The sequence below is a fragment of the Mangrovicella endophytica genome (genome assembly GCF_002893625.1).
Taxonomy (GTDB): domain Bacteria; phylum Pseudomonadota; class Alphaproteobacteria; order Rhizobiales; family Rhizobiaceae; genus Mangrovicella; species Mangrovicella endophytica.
The window spans coordinates 355,002-377,193 of the sequence record NZ_PKMZ01000001.1 but is presented as its reverse complement, the minus strand read 5'-3'; the positions used below and the strand labels follow the sequence as shown (position 1 = coordinate 377,193).

The 22,192-nt window shown below is 66.9% G+C and carries 25 protein-coding genes; 18 read left to right on the top strand and 7 right to left on the bottom strand.

Annotated features, from left to right (window positions below):
- The first annotated feature begins 4 nt into the window (after positions 1–4).
- From livM to C0R46_RS01685, 17 genes are all read left to right on the top strand, one after another.
- A complete protein-coding gene (gene livM, locus C0R46_RS01765; RefSeq protein WP_102957857.1) occupies positions 5–1,456 on the top strand; it encodes a high-affinity branched-chain amino acid ABC transporter permease LivM in 1,452 nt (483 codons plus the stop codon).
- Positions 1,456–2,436, top strand: coding sequence for an ABC transporter ATP-binding protein (locus tag C0R46_RS01760; protein WP_102957856.1), 981 nt, complete (start codon positions 1,456–1,458; stop codon positions 2,434–2,436). Before livM ends, C0R46_RS01760 begins: the two co-directional genes overlap by 1 nt.
- Positions 2,433–3,185 (top strand): ABC transporter ATP-binding protein, encoded by a 753-nt coding sequence (locus tag C0R46_RS01755; protein ID WP_102957855.1) that lies wholly within the window; start codon positions 2,433–2,435, stop codon positions 3,183–3,185. Before C0R46_RS01760 ends, C0R46_RS01755 begins: the two co-directional genes overlap by 4 nt.
- A gap of 11 nt (positions 3,186–3,196) precedes the next feature.
- Positions 3,197–3,535: a DUF6867 family protein gene (locus tag C0R46_RS01750; protein WP_245413376.1), complete on the top strand. Its 339-nt coding sequence runs from the start codon at positions 3,197–3,199 to the stop codon at positions 3,533–3,535.
- 150 nt (positions 3,536–3,685) lie between these two features.
- A complete protein-coding gene (locus tag C0R46_RS01745) occupies positions 3,686–4,792 on the top strand; it encodes a branched-chain amino acid ABC transporter substrate-binding protein (RefSeq protein WP_102957853.1) in 1,107 nt (368 codons plus the stop codon).
- Positions 4,793–5,030: 238 nt separating this feature from the next.
- Complete coding sequence (parS, locus tag C0R46_RS01740) at positions 5,031–5,519, top strand: type II RES/Xre toxin-antitoxin system antitoxin (protein ID WP_102958562.1); 489 nt, start codon at positions 5,031–5,033, stop codon at positions 5,517–5,519.
- Positions 5,520–5,575: 56 nt separating this feature from the next.
- Entirely contained in the window at positions 5,576–6,085 is a 510-nt protein-coding gene (locus tag C0R46_RS01735; protein ID WP_102958561.1) for an RES family NAD+ phosphorylase, read from the top strand.
- 80 nt (positions 6,086–6,165) lie between these two features.
- On the top strand, positions 6,166–7,023 hold the full coding sequence (locus C0R46_RS01730; RefSeq protein WP_102957852.1) for a D-amino-acid transaminase: 858 nt from the start codon (positions 6,166–6,168) through the stop codon (positions 7,021–7,023).
- A 344-nt stretch (positions 7,024–7,367) separates the two neighbouring features.
- Positions 7,368–8,366 carry an ABC transporter substrate-binding protein gene (locus tag C0R46_RS01725; protein WP_102957851.1) on the top strand — a complete coding sequence of 333 codons (999 nt, stop codon included), beginning with the start codon at positions 7,368–7,370 and terminating at the stop codon, positions 8,364–8,366.
- Between the two features lie 137 nt (positions 8,367–8,503).
- Positions 8,504–9,391: an ABC transporter permease gene (locus C0R46_RS01720; RefSeq protein ID WP_102957850.1), complete on the top strand. Its 888-nt coding sequence runs from the start codon at positions 8,504–8,506 to the stop codon at positions 9,389–9,391.
- Positions 9,384–10,541: a quaternary amine ABC transporter ATP-binding protein gene (locus tag C0R46_RS01715; RefSeq protein WP_102957849.1), complete on the top strand. Its 1,158-nt coding sequence runs from the start codon at positions 9,384–9,386 to the stop codon at positions 10,539–10,541. The genes C0R46_RS01720 and C0R46_RS01715 overlap by 8 nt, the downstream gene beginning before the upstream one ends.
- 114 nt (positions 10,542–10,655) lie before the next feature.
- On the top strand, positions 10,656–11,222 hold the full coding sequence (locus tag C0R46_RS01710; protein WP_102957848.1) for a biotin transporter BioY: 567 nt from the start codon (positions 10,656–10,658) through the stop codon (positions 11,220–11,222).
- Between the two features lie 9 nt (positions 11,223–11,231).
- Positions 11,232–11,906, top strand: a complete 675-nt coding sequence (locus C0R46_RS01705; RefSeq protein ID WP_102957847.1) for an energy-coupling factor ABC transporter ATP-binding protein — start codon at positions 11,232–11,234, stop codon at positions 11,904–11,906.
- The gene (locus C0R46_RS01700; RefSeq protein ID WP_102957846.1) at positions 11,903–12,493 is read left to right on the top strand and encodes an energy-coupling factor transporter transmembrane component T family protein; all 591 of its coding nucleotides are present in this window, start codon (positions 11,903–11,905) and stop codon (positions 12,491–12,493) included. The genes C0R46_RS01705 and C0R46_RS01700 overlap by 4 nt, the downstream gene beginning before the upstream one ends.
- A gap of 98 nt (positions 12,494–12,591) precedes the next feature.
- Entirely contained in the window at positions 12,592–13,578 is a 987-nt protein-coding gene (locus C0R46_RS01695) for an ABC transporter substrate-binding protein (protein ID WP_102957845.1), read from the top strand.
- Positions 13,568–14,368, top strand: coding sequence for an ABC transporter permease (locus tag C0R46_RS01690; protein WP_102957844.1), 801 nt, complete (start codon positions 13,568–13,570; stop codon positions 14,366–14,368). Before C0R46_RS01695 ends, C0R46_RS01690 begins: the two co-directional genes overlap by 11 nt.
- A complete protein-coding gene (locus tag C0R46_RS01685) occupies positions 14,316–15,074 on the top strand; it encodes an ABC transporter ATP-binding protein (protein ID WP_102957843.1) in 759 nt (252 codons plus the stop codon). The genes C0R46_RS01690 and C0R46_RS01685 overlap by 53 nt, the downstream gene beginning before the upstream one ends.
- Here the strand turns inward: C0R46_RS01685 and C0R46_RS01680 are convergent.
- Positions 15,056–15,646, bottom strand: coding sequence for a hypothetical protein (locus C0R46_RS01680; RefSeq protein WP_245413375.1), 591 nt, complete (start codon positions 15,644–15,646; stop codon positions 15,056–15,058). The genes C0R46_RS01685 and C0R46_RS01680 overlap by 19 nt on opposite strands.
- A gap of 108 nt (positions 15,647–15,754) precedes the next feature.
- Between C0R46_RS01680 and C0R46_RS01675 the strand changes: the two genes are divergently transcribed.
- The gene (locus tag C0R46_RS01675; RefSeq protein ID WP_102957842.1) at positions 15,755–16,360 is read left to right on the top strand and encodes an LOG family protein; all 606 of its coding nucleotides are present in this window, start codon (positions 15,755–15,757) and stop codon (positions 16,358–16,360) included.
- Between the two features lie 96 nt (positions 16,361–16,456).
- Here the strand turns inward: C0R46_RS01675 and rarD are convergent, their stop codons facing one another.
- From rarD to cysS, 6 genes are all read right to left on the bottom strand, one after another.
- A complete protein-coding gene (gene rarD, locus C0R46_RS01670) occupies positions 16,457–17,422 on the bottom strand; it encodes an EamA family transporter RarD (protein ID WP_102957841.1) in 966 nt (321 codons plus the stop codon).
- A gap of 109 nt (positions 17,423–17,531) precedes the next feature.
- Positions 17,532–18,011 carry a GFA family protein gene (locus tag C0R46_RS01665; RefSeq protein WP_102957840.1) on the bottom strand — a complete coding sequence of 160 codons (480 nt, stop codon included), beginning with the start codon at positions 18,009–18,011 and terminating at the stop codon, positions 17,532–17,534.
- A complete protein-coding gene (locus tag C0R46_RS01660) occupies positions 18,008–18,712 on the bottom strand; it encodes a class I SAM-dependent DNA methyltransferase (protein WP_102957839.1) in 705 nt (234 codons plus the stop codon). The genes C0R46_RS01665 and C0R46_RS01660 overlap by 4 nt, the downstream gene beginning before the upstream one ends.
- Positions 18,712–19,602, bottom strand: coding sequence for an EamA family transporter (locus tag C0R46_RS01655; protein WP_245413374.1), 891 nt, complete (start codon positions 19,600–19,602; stop codon positions 18,712–18,714). The genes C0R46_RS01660 and C0R46_RS01655 overlap by 1 nt, the downstream gene beginning before the upstream one ends.
- A 149-nt stretch (positions 19,603–19,751) precedes the next feature.
- On the bottom strand, positions 19,752–20,720 hold the full coding sequence (pip, locus tag C0R46_RS01650) for a prolyl aminopeptidase (protein ID WP_198598214.1): 969 nt from the start codon (positions 20,718–20,720) through the stop codon (positions 19,752–19,754).
- Positions 20,717–22,162, bottom strand: a complete 1,446-nt coding sequence (gene cysS, locus C0R46_RS01645) for a cysteine--tRNA ligase (RefSeq protein WP_102957838.1) — start codon at positions 22,160–22,162, stop codon at positions 20,717–20,719. The genes pip and cysS overlap by 4 nt, the downstream gene beginning before the upstream one ends.
- Positions 22,163–22,192 lie beyond the last annotated feature (30 nt).

Below are 22,192 nucleotides of genomic sequence, written 5' to 3'. Positions count from 1 at the left end.
GCCGATGTCCGCCATCACCTCCGGCATTTCCCAGACGCCCGAAGGCGCCGAGCGCGAGCTCGAGAACCAGCGCGACGCCGCACGTGGCGAGCCGCCCTATACGCCGGCTCCAAGCGCCGACAGCCGCCTGGCGGCTTCGCTGAAGGACGCGGCCATGACTGCGGCGGTCGTCGCCGTGCTGACCGTCTTCTTCTTCGCCTTCCGGACCGATATCGCCGTCGGCGGCCTCAATCTCACCTTCCGCTGGCCGCTGTGGCTGAGCTGGGTGGCGATCGCCTTCGCCGGCCGCTTCCTGATCTCCTACTTCCTGTTCCGTGCGCCCGAACGTGCGGTCGCTGGGGTGAGCAAAAGCACCTCGGTGCGTCCGGCGAAGCGGTTCTCGGCGGGTAAGATCTTCGGCATCGTGATGCTGCTCGCGGCACTGGCTCTGCCGTTCATCTTGAACACGCTGCTGCCGAGCCATAACCGCTACCTGCTCGACCTCGCCATCCTGATCCTGACCTATGTCATGCTCGGCTGGGGCCTCAACATCGTGGTCGGCCTCGCCGGCCTCCTCGATCTCGGCTACGTCGCCTTCTATGCCGTCGGCGCCTATTCCTTCGCGCTCCTGGCACAGAATTTCGAGCTCGGCTTCTGGGTCTGCCTGCCGATGGCCGGCTTCTTCGCGGCGATGTGGGGCATCGTGCTGGGCTTCCCGGTGTTGCGCCTGCGCGGCGACTATCTCGCCATCGTGACGCTTGCCTTCGGCGAGATCATTCGCGTCGTGCTGCTGAACTGGACCGACTTCACGGGCGGCCCAAACGGCCTTCTCGGCATCCCCAAGCCGACGCTGTTCGGCCTGGAATTCAAGAGCGGCGCCGGCTCCTTCGCCGAAGCCACCGGTATTCCCTACTCGCCGATCCAGCGCTTCATCTTCCTCTATTACATCATCCTGGCGCTTGCGCTCCTGACCAACTTCATCACGCTGCGCCTGCGCAAGCTGCCGATCGGCCGGGCGTGGGAAGCGCTCCGGGAGGACGAGATCGCCTGCCGCTCGCTTGGCATCAACACCACCAACGTCAAGCTCTCGGCCTTTGCGACGGGTGCGATGTTCGGCGGTTTTGCGGGCTCGTTCTTCGCGACCCGGCAGGGCTTCATCTCGCCGGAAAGCTTCACCTTCATCGAATCGGCCATCATCCTCGCCATCGTCGTGCTGGGCGGCCTCGGGTCGCAGGTCGGCGTCGTCATCGCCTCGGTGGTGATGATCGGCGGCATCGAGCTCCTGCGCAATCTCGGCTTCCTACACGCGCTCGGCTTCGATCCAACGGAATACCGCATGCTGATCTTCGGCCTCGCCATGATCGCCATCATGGTCTGGAAGCCACGCGGCCTCGTGTCGTCGCGCTCGCCTTCGGCGATCTACAAGGAAAAGAAGAAGATCGGCGCCGATCTCGTCGCCCAGGGCGAGGGTCACTGATGTCCGCCACCACGTCTGCCTGGATGCTCGACCCGGTTCTGAAGGTCGAGCACCTGACGATGCGCTTCGGCGGCCTCACCGCCATCGACAACCTCTCCTTCGAGGTCGGGCGCGGCCACATCACGGCGCTGATCGGACCGAACGGTGCCGGCAAGACCACCGTGTTCAACTGCGTCACCGGCTTCTACAAGCCGACCGAGGGGCGCATCTCGCTGCGCCGCGGCCGGGGTATCGACGATGCCGCGGTGGAAGAGCTGACGAAGAGCGGCCAGCAGTTCGGCAACGTCGCCAATGGCTCGGTCTACCTTCTGGAGCGCATGCCCGACTTCAAGATCACCGAGGTCGCCGGCGTTGCGCGCACGTTCCAGAACATCCGCCTGTTCGGCGGCATGACGGTGCTGGAGAATCTTCTGGTCGCGCAGCACAACCGGCTGATGAGGGCGTCCGGCTTCACCTTTGCCGGCCTGCTCGGCCTGCCCGGCTATCGCCGCGCCGCCGAGGCCGCCAAGGACAACGCCATCACCTGGCTGAAGCACACTAACCTTCTCGACCGCGCCGACGATCCGGCGGCGGACCTGCCCTATGGCGCGCAGCGGCGACTGGAGATCGCCCGCGCCATGTGCACCGGCCCCGCGCTGCTCTGCCTCGACGAGCCGGCCGCCGGCCTTAATCCGCGTGAGTCGGCCGAGCTCAACACCCTGCTACGCTACATCCGCGACGAGCATGACGTTTCCGTGCTGCTGATCGAGCACGACATGGGCGTGGTGATGGAGATCTCCGACCACATCATCGTGCTCGACTACGGCAAGAAGATCTCGGACGGGACGGCAGCCGAGGTGCGCAACGATCCGAAGGTGATCGCCGCCTATCTCGGCGTCGATGACGAGGAAGTCGACGCCGTGGAGGAAGACCTGGCGGCCGGCCTGCCGCACGCGACCTCGCCTTCGACGACCACGCAGGCGCAGGAGAGCCGCTCGTGAGCAACGCCGCCCTCGCCCCTTCCACTGCCGAGCCTCTGCTCCAGGTGCGCGGTGTCCACACGTTCTACGGCAAGATCCAGGCCCTGCGCGGCGTCGATGTCGACGTCCATGCCGGCGAGATCGTCACGCTGATCGGCGCCAACGGCGCCGGCAAGTCGACGCTGATGATGACGATCTGCGGCAATCCGCGCGCCCGCGAAGGCCGCGTCATCTATGCCGGCGAGGACATCACCGACCTGCCGACGCATACGATCATGGCCAAATCCATCGCGCAGTCGCCGGAGGGGCGGCGGATCTTCGGCCGCATGACGGTGCTCGAGAACCTGCAGATGGGCGCGACCCTGCAGGACGAGAGGCACTTCGACGACGACCTTCGCCGGGTCTTCACCCTGTTCCCGCGCCTGAAGGAGCGGGCGACGCAGCGCGGCGGCACGCTATCGGGCGGCGAGCAGCAGATGCTGGCGATCGGCCGCGCGCTGATGAGCCGCCCGAAGCTCCTGCTTCTCGACGAGCCTTCACTCGGCCTGGCGCCGTTGATCGTGAAGCAGATCTTCGACGTGATCCGCGAACTCAACCGCAACGAGGGGCTGACCGTGTTCCTCGTCGAGCAGAACGCCTTCCATGCGCTGCGCCTCGCCCACAGGGGCTATGTCATGGTCAATGGAGCCATCACCATGTCCGGAACCGGCCGCGAGCTCTTGGCACGCGAGGAGGTGCGCAGCGCCTATCTGGAAGGCGGGGCGCACTGATGCAGCCGGAAATGTCGTTGCTCTGGGAAGTCTCGATCACCGAGTTCCTGTTCGTCACCGTGATCCTGGGCGGCGGCGCCGCCTGGATGATCGGCCGCTCCACGGCGCTGACCTGGAGCGGCTGGGCGGTGATGCTGTTCTATGTGGCGCTGCTGACGATCGCCGTCCGCTTCATCCACTTCAGCCTCTTCAACGGTTCCTTTCTGCTGCCGCCGGCGACGTTCCTCACGGCGCTGCACTACGCCATCGTCGACTTCATCGTGCTTGCGGCCATCGCCGCCGCTGGACGCATGAAGGTCCGGTCGAGCCAGATGGCGCGGCAGTATGGCTTCGTCGGCCGCAGCCGCTGAGCCTTAGAAATCTCCGAGATCACAGTTAAATTCGAGGTCCGGCGCTATTCCACCCAAGCCGAACCTGGTCTTTAATCCCAGCAGGTAGGGGTCGTTCAAATCCTGCTCGCGGCAATGACCGCACAACAGCTCTCAACAGGGGAAGTCGTCATGAAAAAAGCTCTTCTGGCCGGCGCAGCGCTCAACCTGATCTTCGCGGGCGCCGCGTTCGCGGACATCACCATTGGCGTTGCCGGCCCGATGACCGGCCAGTACGCGACCTTCGGCGAGCAGCTCAAGATCGGTGCCGAGCAGGCCGTCGCCGACATCAACGCCAAGGGTGGCGTCAACGGCGAGAAGCTGGTCCTGTCGGTCGGTGACGACGCCTGCGATCCGAAGCAGGCCGTGGCCGTCGCCAACCAGTTCGCCTCGCAGGGCATCAAGTTCGTGGCCGGCCACTTCTGCTCGGGCTCCTCGATCCCGGCCAGCCAGGTCTATGCCGACGAGGGCATCGTCGAGATTTCGCCGGCTTCGACCAACCCGAAATACACCGACGAGCGCCCGGGCGACGGCATCTACCGCGTCTGCGGCCGTGACGACCAGCAGGGCCAGGTCGCCGCGGACTACATTGCCAAGAACTTCAAGGATGCCAAGGTCGCGATCATCAACGACAAGACCGCCTATGGCAAAGGTCTCGCCGACGAAACCCAGAAGGCTCTCGAAGCGACCGGCAAGAAGCCCGATCTCGTCGAGTCCTACACGGCCGGCGAGAAGGACTACACCGCTCTCGTCACCAAGCTGAAGCAGGCCGATATCAGCCTGCTCTATGTCGGCGGCTACCACACGGAAGCCGGCCTGATGGCTCGCCAGATGAAAGAGCAGGGCATGAAGACCCTGATCATGTCGGGCGACGCCATCGTCACCGACGAGTACTGGGCGATCACGGGCGACGCCGGCGAAGGCACGCTGATGACCTTCTCGCCGGATCCGCGCAAGAACGAGGCCGCCGCGCCCGTCGTGAAGGCGCTGACCGACAAGGGTCAGACCGCCGAGGGCTACGTGCTCTACACCTATGCCGCGATCCAGGCTTGGGCAGATGCCGTCACCAAGGCCGGCTCGACCGATGCCGAGCCGGTGATCAAGGCGCTGAACGAGGGCAACTTCTCCACTGTCATCGGCGACCTGAAGTTCGACGACAAGGGCGACGTCACCCTGCCGGGCTATGTCGTCTACGAGTGGAAGGCCGGCAAGTACGACTACGTCCAGAACGGCGGCTGATACCACGAGGCAGCTGCCACAGAGCGGCCGCCCTCCGTTCATGACTATCGAAGCCCCGGTGCCACGCGCCGGGGCTTTTTTGTTGGTGCGCGGGCGCAGCTGTGGGTCCGTCCCGGGTTGCGCTGGTGAGCGAGGCGCGATGAGCACCTTGCCCTGCACAGCGCATCCGCAACCATACCGGCCTTGTCAGCAACGCCGCCAGTTGTCATATTCAATGCGACAGATGGCGGAAGCGATGATGAGCGAAGCTGTTAGAGCCTTTGCACCAACGGATGCGAAGTCCGAGACGATCAGCCGGATCGTCCAGCTCCTCGGCGGCGATCGTGTGATCAAGGCCGAACTGCGATCCTCGATGGACACGCACCGGCTCCTGAAGGAGGGCCTTCCCGGCCGCTCCGTCGAGCATCTGATCGGTTCGCTGAAAGTCGCCCATGCGCCGGACAAGGTCGCACGGGCGCTCGGAATGTCGGTGCGCACCGTCCAGCGCCTGAAGTCGGCCCCGGCCAAGACCGTTTCGACCGAAGTCAGCGGCCGCACCTGGTCATTCGCCCAGGTGCTCGCGCAGGCGACCGAGGTGTTTGGAACGCAAGAGGAGGCCGAACGGTGGCTGGAAAGTCCGGCCGTCGCCTTCGACGGGGCGAAGCCGATCGACCTCCTGGATACGCCAACCGGCCTCGACATGGTCAGGACGGTACTGTCGCGTATCGAGCACGGCGTCTACACGTAGAGCATATCGGGTGATCATCGGATCACTCTGCTCGCCGGAACTGCTCTGACATGCGCATGGCGCCCCTGCCCGGCGCGCTCGGCGGCTCAGAACTGGTGGCATGGCGCCTCGACCGCGAGCGGTTCGGCGGCAGCTGGGATTCCGGCGAAGGCGCCTATCGCCACGGCGGACGCTGGAACTCGCCAGGTGTCAGAGCCGTCTATGCGGCGCTTGACCCCGCGACGACGATTGTCGAAGTCGCCGTGCACGCGACTTTCAAGATCCTCGACACCGTTCCCCACGTCATGACGGAGATCGGCATTGAGCCGTCCGGCGTCCATGTCGTCGATCCTGATGCCATCCCCAATCCGAACTGGATCCGCCCGAGCTTTCCCAGCCCGAACCAGCAGGCCTACGGCGATGCGCTACTGGAGCAGCATCGCTTCGTTGTTATTCCCTCGTCGGTGTCGCCGGGGAGCTGGAACCTCATCTTCGTAGCGGAGCGGGCTCGCGGAGATTACGCGGTGCGCCAGCAGAGCCGCTTCGCGCTCGACCCTCGGCTGCCGCCGCCCGTCCTTCGGGCATAGGCTGGCGCGGAGTCGCTGTTCAAGCCGCGTATCAGGCTCTATCAGGACGCCTCAGCGAAGCAGCAACGAGACATGCCGCAATGACCCGCACCGTCTATGTGAACGGCGAATATCTGTCCGAGACTGACGCGAAGATCTCGATCTTCGACCGAGGCTTCCTGTTTGCCGACGGCGTCTACGAGGTCGTCTCGGTGCTCGGCGGCAAGCTTCTCGATTTTGCCGGGCACATGAAGCGGCTGCGGCGTTCGCTGGCAGAGCTGGAGCTGCCCTCGCCGGCCGAGGACGACGAGCTGCTGGCCATCCACCGCCGCCTCGTTTCCGAGAACGGCCTCGATGAAGGCCTCATCTACATGCAGGTGACGCGCGGCGCCGCCGATCGCGACTTCCTGTTCCCGCCCAAGGGCACCCGTCCGTCGCTGGTGCTGTTCACGCAAGCTGTCGCGCTGCGCGACAAGCCTTCAGCCGAGACGGGCCTGCGCATTGCCTCCGTGCCCGATCTGCGCTGGGGTCGCCGCGACATCAAGACGGTGCAGCTGCTCTATCCCTCCATGGCGAAGATGGACGCCAAGCGGCGCGGAGCGGACGATGCCTGGCTGGTGGAGGACGGTGTCGTCACCGAGGGGTCGTCCAACAACGCGCATATCGTCACGGCCGACGGCGTCCTCGTGACGCGCGACCTGTCCCACTCGATCCTGCACGGCATCACCCGCGCGGCGGTGCTGCGCTTGGCTGCGGAAGAGAATATCCCGGTGGAGGAGCGCAACTTCACGCTGGACGAGGCCAAATCGGCCGCGGAAGCCTTCATCACCTCAGCCTCTTCCTTCGTGCTGCCGGTGGTGGAGATCGATCTCCATCCGATCGGCGACGGGAAGCCAGGCCCGATCGCTAAGCGGCTGCGGCAGATCTACATCGCGGAAAGCGAGAAGACCGCGATCTGACGAGGGCTGCGTCAGGCTGGACGCTTTCCCCCGCGCGACGGTTGATCCTTGCGGCGCATCCCGTGCTGCCGCCGCAAGCCCGTGTGTCGGCGCGTGGACTATGATCCGCGCGGCGGGACGCTCTGAGTTTTCTGGAACGGCGGCCGCGACTCTGGCCATGCTGCAACTGCACAAAAAGCTTGCGCTGCGATGCGGCGCGGCCCGTTTGTGCAAATCACCCGATTGCGGCACGGGTACACCGCAATTAGAACAATAAAAAGGAAGGCGACAACGGACCTTTGCTTCGGGACAACGCTGGCACGACCAAGGTCTGCCGTTTTGGAAGAAGGCTGGAAGGACGCATCATGAAGACGCTGCTCGCATCCACTGCTGTCGCTCTGTGCCTCCTCGGCACCGGCGCCTCTGCCTCGGCCGCCGAGTGCGGCGATGTCACCATCGCCAACATGAACTGGCAGTCGGCCGAAGTGCTCGCCAATATCGACAAGATCATCCTGACCGAAGGCTATGGCTGCAATGCCGAGCTGGTGGTCGGCGACACCGTTCCGACGATCACCTCGATGGTCGAGAAGGGCCAGCCCGATCTCGCGCCTGAGGGCTGGGTCGACAACGTGCCTGAGGTCATCAGCAACGGCATCGCCGAGAACAAGATCGTGGTTGCCGGCGACGCCCTCGCCGACGGCGGCGAGCAGGGCTGGTGGATTCCTAAATACGTCGCGGACGCCCATCCCGACATCAAGACGATCGACGATGCGCTCGGCCATCCCGAGCTGTTCCCCGCCCCTGAGGACTCGTCCATGGGCGCCGTCTACAACGGCCCGCAGGGCTGGGGCGGCACCGTCGTCACCGGCCAGCTGTTCAAGGCCTATGGCGCGGCCGACAAGAAGTTCACGCTGGTGGACACCGGCTCCGCCGCCGGCCTCGATGGCTCCGTCGCCAAGGCCTATGAGCGGAAAGAGGGCTGGATGGGCTACTACTGGGCGCCGACCGCCCTCCTCGGCAAGTATGAAATGGTGAAGCTTGACTTCGGCGCCGAAGCCGATGCGGCGGCCTGGAAGAGCTGCAACACCAATGCAGACTGCCCTGATCCGAAGAAGAACGTCTGGCCGAAGGACAAGGTACAGACGCTCGTCACCAAGGCCTTCGCCGACCGCGCCGGTCCCGCCCTCGATTATCTGAAGAAGCGGTCCTGGGGGAACGCCACGGTCAACAAGCTGCTCGCCTACATGACCGACAACCAGGCGTCCGGCGAGGATGGCGCCAAGTACTTCCTGAAGAACAACGAGGACGTCTGGACGCAGTGGGTCACGCCGGAGGTGGCGGAGAAGGTCAAGGCCTCGCTCTAGGCGAGACACGCAAGCGGCGGGCAAAAGACGCCCGCCGTCTTGCTATCGGCGGCCGGCGGGCTGGCGATCCGCCAAGCCTCGCGCCAAGCCGGAACGGCGCGTAGCGTGGACGGCTGAACATTGGAGAAAGGAAATCCTTGGACTGGCTGTTTTCCTTTCCCCACATGCCTGACGACACGCTGCGGGTCGTGAAGAAGTCGATCGACGACGGCTTCCGCAGCTTCACCCGCGCCTATGGCGACAGCATCGAGGCTCTCTTCTCGCCGCTGCAGAGCTTTCTCATCTGGGCGGAGCGGCTGCTCACCCAGACGCCCTGGCCGGTCGTCCTCATCGCCTTCGCCGCGATCGCCTGGCTCGCCAGCCGCAGCTGGAAGATCACCGCCGGCACCGTGCTGACGCTCCTGCTGATCGGCTATTTCGACATGTGGACCGACACGATGCGGACGGTCTCGATGATCTTCGTCTGCACCGTGATAGCCATCGTCGTCGGCATCCCGCTCGGCATCCTGATGGCACGCTCGGACCGGCTGCGCGCCTCCGTGAACCCGATCCTCGACGTCATGCAGACGATGCCGAGCTTCGTCTATCTCATCCCCGTCGTCATGCTGCTCGGCATCGGCCGTGTGCCCGGCGTCATCGCGGTCGTCATCTACGCCATTCCGCCGATGATCCGCCTCACCGACCTCGGCATCCGCCTCGTCGACCGCGACACGCTGGAGGCTGCCGATGCCTTCGGCTCCTCGAACTGGCAGAAGCTGTGGAAGGTGCAGCTGCCACTGGCGCTGCCGACGATCATGGCCGGCATCAACCAGACGATCATGATGGCGCTGGCCATGGTGGTGATCGCCTCGATGATTGGCGTGCAGGGGCTCGGCCAACCGGTGCTGAAGGCGATCGCAAACCAGTATTTCACGCTCGGCGTTTTCAACGGCCTCGCCATCGTCGGCATCGCCATCATCTTCGACCGGGTGAGCCAGGCCTATGGCCGCCGCCTGCAGAAGTACCGCGAGGCCGCTCATGGCTGACATGGGCCACACCGCCGGACTCGGCATCGAGATCCGGCACCTCTTCAAGATCTTCGGCGGGCGCGCCAAGGCGCATGTCGAGGATGTCAGGGCTGGCATGACCAAGGCCGAGCTCCTGGCCCGCACCGGTCACGTGCTCGGCCTGCGCGACATCAATATCTCCATGCCGGCCGCCGGGATTCAGGTGATCATGGGCCTCTCGGGCTCGGGCAAGTCGACGCTGATCCGGCACATCAACCGCCTGATCGAACCGACGGCCGGCGAGGTCATCGTCGGCGGGACCGACGTCGTGAGGATGTCCGATCGGGCCTTGCGCGAATTTCGCCGCCACCAGACCGCGATGGTGTTCCAGAAGTTCGCCCTGCTGCCGCACCGCACCGTCCTCGACAACACCGTCTACGGCCTTGAGGTGCAGGGCCTGCCGCGCGCAAAACAAGTCGACGCGGCGATGCGCTGGATCGAGCGTGTGGGGCTGAAGGGGTTCGAAGCTCGTTACCCGAACCAGCTCTCCGGCGGCATGCAGCAGCGCGTCGGCCTCGCCCGGGCGCTTGCCAATGATGCGCCCATTCTCCTGATGGACGAGGCCTATTCGGCGCTCGATCCGTTGATCCGCACCGATATGCAGACGGTGCTGCTCGACATCCAGAAGGAGATCCGCAAGACCATCGTCTTCATCACCCACGATCTGGACGAGGCGCTGCGGCTCGGCGACCGCATCGCCATCCTGCGCGACGGCGAGGTGATCCAGCAGGGAACGCCGCAGGACATCCTGCTGCGCCCGGCCGACGCCTATATCGCCAATTTCGTGAAGGAGGTGAACCGCGGCCGCGTGATCGAGGTGCGGAGCGTGATGACGCCCTTGGCGGAAGGCCCGCTTGCGAGCGATGCCATCCCGGCGGACACGACGCTGGAGGCGGCGGCCGAAGCGATCAACCGGGGCGATGCCGACGCGATCGACGTCGTCGATGCCGACGGGCGGCGGATCGGGCGCATCAGCCTGCGGCAGATCGTGGCGGCCATGGTGACGCCGGCGACGCATGGCAATGTGCCTCAGCCTGGCGGCGCGGTCGGCGGCGCCGGGGATGAACCACCCGCCGAGCCATTGCTGGAGACCGTCGCGAAGACGGCGGTGCGGGCGCAGGCCGGCTGAGGCGGGCAGCCAGCTTGCGGCGGTCGCCGGTTGACGCGGCCGGCCAGACCGACTTTTCTGCGGCCGCCGGCAGCCGGGCTTTTCCGCAGCGGCAGAGAATGAGGCGGATCTTCCATGGCCACGCGCGACATCGTCTATATCGCACTCTTTGCCGCATTGATGGCCGTGCTCGGCGCCTTTCCGCCGCTGATGATCCCGGCGCTCGGCATCCCGATCACCGCACAATCGATGGGGCCGATGCTGATCGGCGGCATCCTCGGCGCCAGACGAGGCCTTCTGTCGATGCTCTTGTTCCTCCTTCTCGTCGCGGTCGGCCTGCCGCTCCTCTCCGGCGGGCGCGGGGGCCTCGGCGTCTTCGTCGGGCCGTGGTCCGGCTTCATCTATGGCTGGGTGGCGGCGACGCTCGTCGTGGGCTTTGCGGCCGAGCGGCTGTGGCCGCGCCTGAACTTCGTCACTGCCTTCCTCACCATGGTCGCGGGCGGCATCGGCGTCGTCTATGCCGTGGGCGTGCCCTGGTACTCCGCGATGTCCGGCATGGATCTCGGCGCCGCCTTTATCGGCTCGGCCGCTGCCTTCATCCCGGGAGACCTGATCAAGGCCGGGGTTGGCGCCGCCGTCGTCGTGGCGCTGCGGAAATCCTATCCCGCGGTACCGGCGGGCCTTGCCTCCCGCCGCTCCTGAGGCAGGAGATTGATCGAACTCCGCAACGTCACTCTCCATCGGGGAGAGCGGCGTGTTCTCGATGGCCTGTCGCTGAGCCTTGCTGAGCCGCGGATCGGCATCCTCGGCGCCAATGGCTCCGGCAAGAGCAGCTTCGCTCGTCTGCTGAACGGCCTGCTGCTGCCGACCAGCGGGCATGTCACCGTCGACGGGATCGACACGCGAGACGACGTCAAGGCGGCGCGCCGCCGGGTAGGCTTTCTGTTCCAGAACCCCGACAACCAGATCGTCCACCCGACGGTCGCGGAGGACATCGCCTTCGGACTGAAGCCGCGGCGCCTGCCAAAGCCGGCGGTCGCTGCCGCCGTGTCGGCCATCCTGGCGCGGGTCGGCCTAGCGGGGTCGGAGGAGCGTCTGATCCATGAACTGTCGGGCGGCGAGCGGCAGCTCGTCGCGCTCGCCGGTGTGCTGGTCATGGAGCCGGCGCATCTGGTGCTCGATGAGCCGACGACGCTGCTCGATCTGCGCAATCGCCGCCGCATCGCCGCGGCGGTTGCCGATTTCCCCGGCCAGGTGATCCTCGTCACCCATGACCTCGATCTCGTCGAGAGCTTCGACCGGGTGATCGTCTTCGAGGCCGGCCATGTCGTCGTGGATGATCGCTCCGGCCCGGCCGTCCATGCCTACCGGGCGCTCTGCCGATGATCGACGCGCTCTACATTGCCGCGGACAGTCCGCTGCACCGCTTGCCCGCCGGCTTGAAGCTGGCGGCGATCCCGGTTCTCGCCGCCCTCCTCTTCGCCCTGCCCGGCTGGCCGGTGGCAGCAGTGGGGCTCGCCATCGTGCTGGCGCTGCTCCCCGTTTCCGGTGTCCCGCCGAGGCGAGCCGCAAAGCAGCTCCGGCCGGCCATCGCCGTGATCGCGGTGCTGTTCCTGGTGCAGCTCTGGTTCACGGATGTCGCCGCGGCGGCCGGCGCGGCACTGCGCTTCCTTGCGCTCATCCTCGCCGCGACGCTGCTGACGATGACGACGCGCGCAACCGCGCTGATCGAGGCGCTTGAAGCTTTATTCCGCCGCCTGGCCTGGACGGGGCTGAGCCCCGAGCGCCTCAGCCTCGCCATCGCGCTCACGCTGCGTTTCATCCCGGTGCTCGGCCAGGTGGTCGAGGAAGTGCGCGAGGCGCAGGCGGCGCGCGGGCGCGACCGCAGCATCGTTGCCCTCGCCGTGCCGGTGCTGGTGCGGCTTTTGAAGACCGCCGACGAGGTGGCCGAGGCGATCGACGCACGAAGCTGAGGATACTCGTCTGGAGCACCCGATGCGCGCGTGACGGGTGCGCAAGCCATGCTATGCTGTTCTCGGGTGGCGCCGACTGCGTATCTGGGAGGATCGTGATGAGGCGGATTCTGCTTGCGGCGCTGGCTGCGGCAGTGGCGGCTCTCGTCGGCATGGCCGGCGCGGAGGCTGCCGAGGTCGTGCGGGTCGGCGTCCTGAAGTTCGGCACGGTGAACTGGGAACTGGACGCCATGAAGCGGCACGGGCTCGACACCAAGCACGGTGTCGAGGTCGAGATCATCCCCTTTGCCGGCGAGGATGCAACGGACGTGGCCTTGCAGGCCGGCAGTGTCGACATGATCGTGTCCGACTGGCTGTGGGTGTCGCGCCTCAGGACCGACGGCAAGCGGCTCACCTTTGCGCCCTATTCGAGTTCGGTCGGCTCCATGATGGTGCCTGCCGATAGCCCCCTGAAATCCCTGGGCGATCTGAAGAACAAGCGGATCGGCGTTGCCGGCGGACCGCTCGACAAGAACTGGCTGCTGATCCAGGCGCTGGCCCGCCGCGACGCCAAGGTCGATCTCGCCGCGTCCAACGACATCGTCTACGGCGCGCCGCCGCTTCTCGCGGAGAAGGCGAAGTCGGGCGAGCTCGATGCCGTGCTCTGCTTCTGGAACTACGCGGCACGCCTCGAGGCGGCGGGTTTCCGCACGCTGGTTTCCGGCGAGCAGGCGGCCAAGGCGTTCGGCGCGACGGGGCCGGTGGCCTCGATCGGCTACGTCTTCGACGAGGCCTTCGCCGAGACGCATCCGCAGGCGGTCGACGGTTTCCTGAAGGCCTCGCGCGAGACCAAGCAGCTGCTGAAGACGTCGGACGAGGAGTGGGCGGCGCTGTCGCCGCTGGTGCGGCCGGAGGACGAGAAGACGCTTCTCGTCATGCGCGACCGCTACCGCGAGGGCATCCCCGCACGTCCGCTCGCCGAGGAAGAGGCGGATGCGCGCACGCTGTACGGGCTCTTGCGCGACATCGGCGGCGAGAAGCTCGTCGGCAAGGGCGAGACGCTGGCGCCCGGCACCTTCTGGAGCGGCACGCGGGATGGCTCCTGAACGGAGCGGACGGAGACCAGCTGCCCGGTCCCGCTGGACCGATCAGCCGGCCGGGCTGACGGCGCTGTCGCTGGCGATCCTGCTCGCCGTCTGGTGGATCGCCGCCGACCTTGCGGCATCGCGCGTGCTGCCGACGCCAGCTGCCGTCCTCGCCGCCGGCTGGCGGGACCTCGAAACCGGCGAGATGCCCTTCCACCTCGCCATGACGCTGATGCGGGTCTTTGCCGCCTTCGTCCTCGCCATGGCCATCGGCTCGGCGATCGGCATCGCGCTGGGGCTGAAGCCGCGCGCCAACCGGCTGTTCGATCCGTGGGTGATCCTCTTCCTGAACATACCGGCACTGGTGATCATCGTGCTTGCCTATATCTGGTTCGGGCTGAACGAGGCGGCGGCGATCGGCGCAATCGCCCTGAACAAGATCCCCAACGTCATCGTGACAATCCGCGAAGGCGCGCGCTCGATCGACCGGCAGCTGTCGGAGATGGCGGCCGTCTACCGCTTCGGCCGCTGGCGGACGCTGCGGCACGTCATCCTGCCGCAGCTGCAGCCCTATTTCGCTGCGGCGTCGCGCTCCGGCATCTCGCTGATCTGGAAGATCGCCCTCGTGGTCGAACTGCTCGGCCGGTCCAACGGCGTCGGCTTCCAGATCAACCTCTACTTCCAGCTCTTCGACGTCGCAGCGATCCTGGCCTACACACTCGCCTTCGTCGCCGTGATGCTGCTGATCGAGTTCCTGCTTGTCCAACCCTTCGAAGCCCACTCCACCCGCTGGCGCAGCCGACCGGCTTGACGTCCTCATCCGCGACAAGAGCTTTCGCGGCGCGGACGGGAACACGCTGAACGCCATTTCGGAGATCGCCTTTTCGGCCGAGGCGGGCAGCTTCACGACGCTGATTGGCCCGTCCGGCTGCGGCAAGACGACAACGCTGCGCATCGTGCTCGGCCTCGACCGGGATTTCGAAGGGCATGTGCAGTTGCCCGGCGGCAGCGGGCGCACCGCCGCGGTCTTCCAGGAGCCCCGCCTCCTGCCCTGGCGCAGTGTCGAGGACAACATCCGGCTGGCGCTGCCGGCCGAGCTCGCCGGCACTGACCTCGAGCCGCTCCTCCAGACGCTCGGCCTTGGCGAGATGCGCCAGCGCTATCCGGCGGAGCTGTCGCTCGGGCTCGCACGCCGCGTCGCGCTGGCGCGCGCCTTCGCCATCGAGCCGTCGCTGCTGCTTCTCGACGAGCCCTTCGTCTCGCTCGACGAGGACACGGCCGGCCGGCTGCGGCGCCTGCTGCTGGCGGTCTGGTCGGCGCGGCCGACGACGGCGCTGATGGTCACCCACAATCTGCGCGAGGCGGTGGAGCTGTCGGACCGGATCGTTTTCCTGACGCCGCGGCCCGGCCGGGTGCGCGGCATCGTCGATCTTGACCGGCCCCAGGCAGAGCGCGATCTCGTCTGGCGGCAGGCGAGGATCGAAGCGCTCGATGCCGCCTATCCCGGCGTGCTCTGAGGCTCGGCCGGGCGGGCGGGCGCTTCGCGAAGGCTGCCGTCCGGCAGCACCGCCGGATTGCGCATATAGCCGGGGCCGATCGTCAGCGGCGCCTTCGGCATCACGGCATCGTCGATCTGCGAGGCGACGGTGAAGCGCTCGTCGTGCAGCACAGCGCCGTCGCCCCATTGCAGCAGCCGCACGCGCACCTGGTAGGGCCGGTCCTTGCGGATGCCGTGCAGCGGCGGTGTGCGCAGGCCATATTGCCGCGCGCGCGGCGACAGCTCCTCCCGCACCACGATCGGGGCGCCGCCGCCCGGGTCCTCGAAGGTCGCCTCGATGACGGAGGCCGTCTTCACCGGCTTCATCACATAGACGGTAAAGCCGTAATAGGCGTCGGCGATGCGGTAGTTGAACATGAAGCCGGCGCCGGCGATCTTCAGATAGGGCGTCTCCGCCGGTGGCTGGCGCGTGGCGAGGCCGATGCCGAGAAGCAGCCCAAGAAGCAGCAGCGTCGCGGCGACGACGTGACCGAAACTCACATCAGCCAGCCGATGCGGCAGCAGTCGGCCTTGCGGCAGAGTAAGCGCCATCGGATAGACCCCGGATGCGGACAGGATCAGCCTACTGCCGAAGCCTTCGTCGCGCCAGATGGCCGCTGCGGCTTGATTATTGAGCCGTCGCGACCGACTTTGCACCTCATGAATTCGATTCGATCCGTCTGCGTCTATTGCGGCTCGTCCGTCGGGCGCGATCCCCTTTACATCGATGCGGCCAAGGTCCTCGGCGAGATGATCGGACGCGCCGGCATCCGGCTCGTCTACGGCGGCGGCCGGCGCGGCATCATGGGCGCGGTGGCGGAAGCCGTGCGCGATGCCGGCGGCAGCGTCACCGGCATCATCCCGCGCTTCCTGATCGACATGGAGGCGACGGAGAGCGAGCTGCGCGAACTCGACGAGCTGATCGTCACGGAGAACATGCATGAGCGCAAGCACATCATGTTCGAGCGCTCCGACGCCTTTATCGCCCTGCCCGGCGGCATCGGGACGCTGGAGGAGCTGGTCGAAATCCTGACCTGGCGCCAGCTTGGCCGGCACGAGAAGCCGATCGCCATCGCCAATGTCGGCGGCTTCTGGAAGCCGCTCTCAAGCCTTCTCGACCATATGGCGGCGGAGGGCTTCATCCACACGGCGCATCAGGTACGGCCGCTGGTGATCGACCGGATCGAGGAGGTCATCCCGCGCCTGACCGGCAAGCCCGCCTCGACCGCTGCGGACGGACGCGTCGAGATCATCGAGCGCCTCTGAGGCCGATCGGCAGCGTCTGACTGATAGCTGCCGACATCGACTGAGAGTGCCTCCAGTCGATCAGCGTGTCCTGAGCGGCAGTGACGACGGTCCCCCTCAGGCTCGCCGTCCGTTCGCGTCGACGTCTTCGATGACGGTTCCCTCGCTTTCGGCTGCGACCGCCGTCGCGGCACGCTTTCGCTCCCCGGCCGTCCGAAAGAGCGAGACGCTGTAGATCGCCAGCGCCGTCCAGATCAGCGCGAAGGCGACGAGTTGCCAGGCTGAGAAAGGCTCGCCGAACAGGAAGACGGCGAACAGGAACAGCAGCGTCGGCACCATGTACTGCAGCAGGCCGATGGTCGAGAAGCTGAGCAGCCGCGCCGCCGCGGCAAACAGGATCAGCGGCACGGCAGTGATCGGTCCAGAGACGATCAGCAAGAGCGCCGTCTCCCCGTCGGCGAGGAAGTGGCTCTCCCCGTGCGCTGCGAGCCAGACGAGCCAGGCGAGGCTCGGCCCGACCAGCAGCAGCACCTCCAGCATGAAACCCTCCGTCGCGCCGACGGGAACGGTCTTGCGCAGGAGACCATAGGTGGCGAAGGACAGCGCCAGAACGAGCGAGATCCACGGCAAGCCGCCGGCATTGGTCGCGAGGACCAGGACGGCGAGCGCGGCCAGTGCAATGGCAAAGCCCTGCAGGCGCGTTGGCCGCTCCTTCAGGAAGATGGCGCCAAGCATCACGTTCACCAGCGGGTTGATGTAATAGCCGAGCGCCGCGTCCAAGGCCTGGTTGGAGACGATGGCGTAGACATAGACGCCCCAGTTGACCGAGATCAGCGTTGCGGTGACCGCCGCCATGCCGAGCGCCCGCGGCGATCGGAGCACCGGCCAGAGCCGGTCCGTCGCGCCCTGCCACCAGAGGAGAAGGGCTGCGAAGGGCAAGGCCCAGACGATGCGGTGCGCAACGATCTCGACGGCCGGCACGTGCGAGAGCAGCTTCATGTAGAGCGGGAAGATGCCCCAGATGCCGTAGGCGGCGACGGCAAGGCCGGTGCCGCGCAGCGTGTCGTTGCCCTGCGTCTGCATGGAGTGGTGCTTTCGGTCGATGGCGGCGCCCCTCGAAGTGGCCGCAGGGGGCAGCGAAAACTGCGCTGCCGCAGAATGAGAATGAGGTGATGGGGTGCGGGGTGGCGCGTCAGGCCCTGCCGGGCCGCTCCGTCTCATAATCCGGATGCTGGTAGGACACCATCGTGCGCACGAACTCGGCGGATGCGGGATCTTCCTCCGAGCGTCGCACCGGCAGCTCGTGAAGGCGGTCGACATAGGCAATCTTCGCCTCAACGCCGAACTGGATCTCCGGCGCGATGGCGGAGGGATCGTCAAAGGCGCCGATCGCCAGCGCCAGCCCGTCGGGCGCCTCGTAGGTCAGCGGCGTGCCGCAGTCCGGGCAGAAGCCGCGGCGGACATGGTTTGACGACTGGAAACGCTTGGGCTCGGCCCGCGTCCAGGTCAGCTCGTCGTTCACCGAAACCAGCGGGGCATAGAAGTTGCCGAAGGCCTTCTGGCACATGCGGCAATGGCAGATCGAGGCTTGACCCAGCGCGCCCTCGATGCGGAAGCGGACGGCGCCGCACTGACAGCCACCGGTGTGAACGGGCTTGTTGTCGAGCGTCATGATCGCACTCCATTGGGCTGCAAGGCGCAGCCGGTATCTAGGGCATCCGTCTGCGCGCGGACACGCGTCTCCCCAGTTCGGCACGCCAACCAGACGGTGCGGCCGCCGCAATCCGGCTCCTCGGCGCGATGGGCGATGACGTCGAAGCCATGCATCGAGAGAAGCGCCCGGTACTCGGCCGAGTCGAGGCTGGCATGGTAGAGCGTCTCGCCCTCGAAGCTGCCGATCGCCTCGACGGCGCCCGGTCCGCTAGTGAACATCAGCGCCGCGCCCCTTGCGGCATGCGCGGCAAAGACGCCGAACATGGCGCGCTGATCATCCGGCGTCAGATGGAAGAAGCTGTCCCACGCTATGAGACCGCCGAAGCGCTCATTCAGTCGCACGCGGCGCATGTCGGCGACGAGCCAGCGTTCAGCCGGGAAGCGCTGCCGGCAGAGCGCGATCATGGACGGTGCACTGTCGATGCCGGTGAGAGGATGCCCGGCCTCGATCAAGTAGCGGCCGATCGGTTCGCCGCTGCCGCAGCCGAGATCGAGGATCGCAGCGCCCTCGCCTGCCACCTGGCGGAAACGGTCGAGCCAGCCGCGCTCGAACAGGCTGCGGCCCCGCAGGCTATCGAAGCGTGCCGAATGCCGTTCATAGAGGCCGATGATCTCTGACGAGGCGGGATGCGGAGCTTTTGCGGAGCCGTCGCTTGGCATCAGCTGCGCCTCGGAACGAGACCGCCGATCCAGCGCTGCACCGGCAGCACGACGATGGCGAGGCCGGCCAGCACCAGCGCCATACCGATAAGGCGTGCTTCGCCGAAGCGCTCGCCCAGCAGCAGCGAGGCCGAGCCGGCGCCGAATATCGGCACCAGCAAGGAGAAGGGCGCGACCGTGGCGGTCGTGTAGCGCTTCAGAAGGTCGCCCCAGATCGCGAAGCCGACCAGCGTCGAGAGCAGCGCGATGTAGAGCACCGCACCGATGCCGGGCAGATCCATGGCGATCAGGGCCCGGCCGACGGCATCCGGGCCGTCGACGACGAGCGCCAGCGCAAAGAGCGGCAGCGGTGGAACGAGGCTCAGCCAGACCATCATCGCCAGCATGTCCACCGGCCCGGCGCTGCGCAGCGCGACATTGCCGACGGCCCAGCAGAGGGCCGCCGCGAGGCACAGCACGAGACCGATCATGGTGACGTCGACGCTGCCGGCCGTCGAAGCGATCACGGCAAGGCCCGCAAAGGCCGTCAGCGTGCCGAGCATCTGCCGCGGGGTCGGCCGCTCACGCAGAACAGCAGCGGCGACCAGCATGGTCATGAAGGCCTGCGACTGCAGCACCACGGAGGCGAGGCCCGGCGGCATGCCCTTGGCCATGCCGATGAAGAGAAAGGCGAACTGGGCGATGAACAACGTTCCGCCGATCAGGAGGAAGCGGCCCAGCGGCACCTTCGGGCGCGGCAGAAGGACGGCGGGCAGCGCTGCCACAACGAAGCGGAGTGCCGCCAGAAGCAGCGGCGGAAAGCTGCCGAGGCCGACGCGGATGACGACGAAATTGACGCCCCAGATCGCCGCGACAAAGAGGGCAAGACCGATATCGCGAGGCTTCATCATTGCTTCTCCTGCCGGATCGCGCCTGCCTCGCCCGGCGAGCCTCGTGTCTAATGGAGGCCGCAGAAAGAGGGAAATCGAGATCGGTTATAGCGGCGATCAGGCGCGCTGATGCCGCGACGACTGCAACGGCTTGCCGCGCAAGCAGTCCGTCAGTCGGCGAAGCGGTCCGTCGCCTCCAGGAGGGCATGGAGAATGCCGGGTTCGGCGAAGGCATGGCCGGCGCCTTCCACCATCCGGTATTCCGATCCCGGCCATGCCTTATGCAGCTGCCAGCTGGTGATCGCAGGTGTGACGACGTCGTAGCGGCCCTGCACGATGACGCCGGGAATGCCGGCGAGCCGGCCGGCGTCGCGGATGAGCTGCCCCTCCTCCAGCCAGAGGTCGTGGATGAAATAGTGGTTCTCGATCCGGGCGAAGGCGATCGTGCCGTCGGCGACATGCGAGGGCGCAGACGCCGTCGCGAGCGCCGATGGAGCGACGCTGCGCATCATCACCGTCGCGGCCTCCCAGGCGGCCCAGGACCAGGCCGCCGCCGCCCGCACGGCGCGGTCGGGATCGGTGAGACGGCGATGATAGGCAGCGATCAGATCACCGCGCTCAGCGTGCGGGATGGCGCCGGCAAAGCGCTCCCACTCGTCCGGGAACAGGCGATCGGCGCCCTCCTCGTAGAACCAGCGCAGCTCCGAACGGCGGCCGGAGAAGACGCCGCGCAGCACCATGGCTAACACGCGCTCCGGATGCGTCTCAGCGTAAGCGAGCGCCAGCGTCGCACCCCAGGAGCCGCCGAAAAGGAGCCAGGTCTCGGCGCCGATCTCTTGGCGGAGACGCTCCAGATCGGCGATGAGATGCCAGGTGGTGTTCGCCTCCAGGAGCCCGAGCGGCGTCGAGCGCCCGCAGCCGCGCTGGTCGAACAGGCAGATGCGGTATCGCGCGGGATCGAACAGGCGGCGGTGGTGGGTGCTGTAACCGCTCCCCGGCCCGCCATGCAGGAACACGACGGTGCGGCCCTCCGGATTGCCGCAGAGCTCGTAGGCGAGTTCGTGGCCATCCCCGACGTCGAGGCGGCCGGTGCGGTAGGGTTCGATCGGCGGATAGGGCTTGCGCAGCCCTTCGCTCACGCCTTCAGCTCCCAGGTGGTCACGCGCTCGCCCGTCGCCGGGTCCTTGCCGTCCTTCAGCTGGATGCCCGCTTCCAGAAGCTCGGCCCGGATCCGGTCGGCGGCGGCGAAGTCGCGCGCCTGCAGGCGCTCCAGCCGCTCGGCGATGCGCGCCTCCACGTCGACGCTGTCCGCCTTCGCCTCTGCCGCAGCCGTCATCCGCCCCGCATAGGCAACGAGGTCGATGCCGAGCAGGCTGAGCGCCGCAACCCGCTCCGCCGCACCGTCCGCCGCATGGATCGCCGCGATGGCGAGCGGCGTCGCCAGATCGTCCGACACCGCCTTCAGCACCGGTTCGGGGATGGATGCGGGCGCGACCTCGCCGGTCAGCTCGCCCGCCCACCGGGTCAGCGTGCGCTCCGCCTCCTCCAGCCGGCGGATCGAGAAGTCGATCGGCTCGCGATAGTGCGTCATCAGCATGGCGAGGCGCAGCACCTCCCCCGGCCAGCGCCGGCCCCCGAAGGCTTCCGTCTCCAGAAGGTCGTGGATGGTGACGAAGTTGCCCTCCGACTTCGACATCTTGCGGCCTTCGACCTGGACGAAGCCGTTATGCATCCAGACCTCCGCCATCGATGCCGTGCCATGGGCGCAGCGCGACTGGGCGATCTCGTTCTCGTGGTGGGGGAAGATCAGGTCGAGCCCGCCGCCATGGATGTCGAAGGTGTTGCCGAGATAGGCCGCGCTCATCACCGAGCATTCGATGTGCCAGCCGGGACGGCCACGGCCCCAGGGCGAGTCCCAGCCCGGCTCGTCCGCATCGGACAGCTTCCAGAGCACGAAGTCGGCGGCGTTGCGCTTGTGCGCCTCGACCGCGACGCGCGCGCCAGCCTGCTGCTCGTCGAGGCGGCGGTGCGACAGCGCGCCGTAGTCCGGCATGGAGGTGACGTCGAACAGCACCTCGCCAGCCGCAACATAGGCATGGCCGCGCTGGATCAGCGTTCCGATCATCGCAACCATATCCGGCTTGCCGTCGCCGCGTGAGGTCACGAAGGCCGTGGCCCGCGGCTCAACCGTCGGCTCGAGAGCGCCGAGCGCCGCAACGTCCCGGTGAAATTGCGCCGCCGTTCCTTCGGTGACGCGGGCGATCGCCTCGTTCAGCGGCAGGCCCGGATGATCGCGCGCCGCGCGTGCGTTGATCTTGTCGTCGACGTCCGTGATGTTGCGGACATAGGTGACGCGGTCGGCGCCATAGAGGTGGCGCAGCAGCCGGAACAGAACGTCGAAGACGATCACCGGCCGCGCATTGCCGATATGGGCGAAGTCGTAGACGGTCGGGCCGCAGACATACATGCGCACCTGCCGGTCCGCCTCGGCCGCGCCACCGCGCCAGTCGAGCGGCAGGAAGCGCTCCTTGCGCCGCGTCATCGTATTGGTGAGCGTCACACCGCGGAAGCCGTCGTCCATATCCGTTCTCCTGCGTCCCATCGCGGCCGC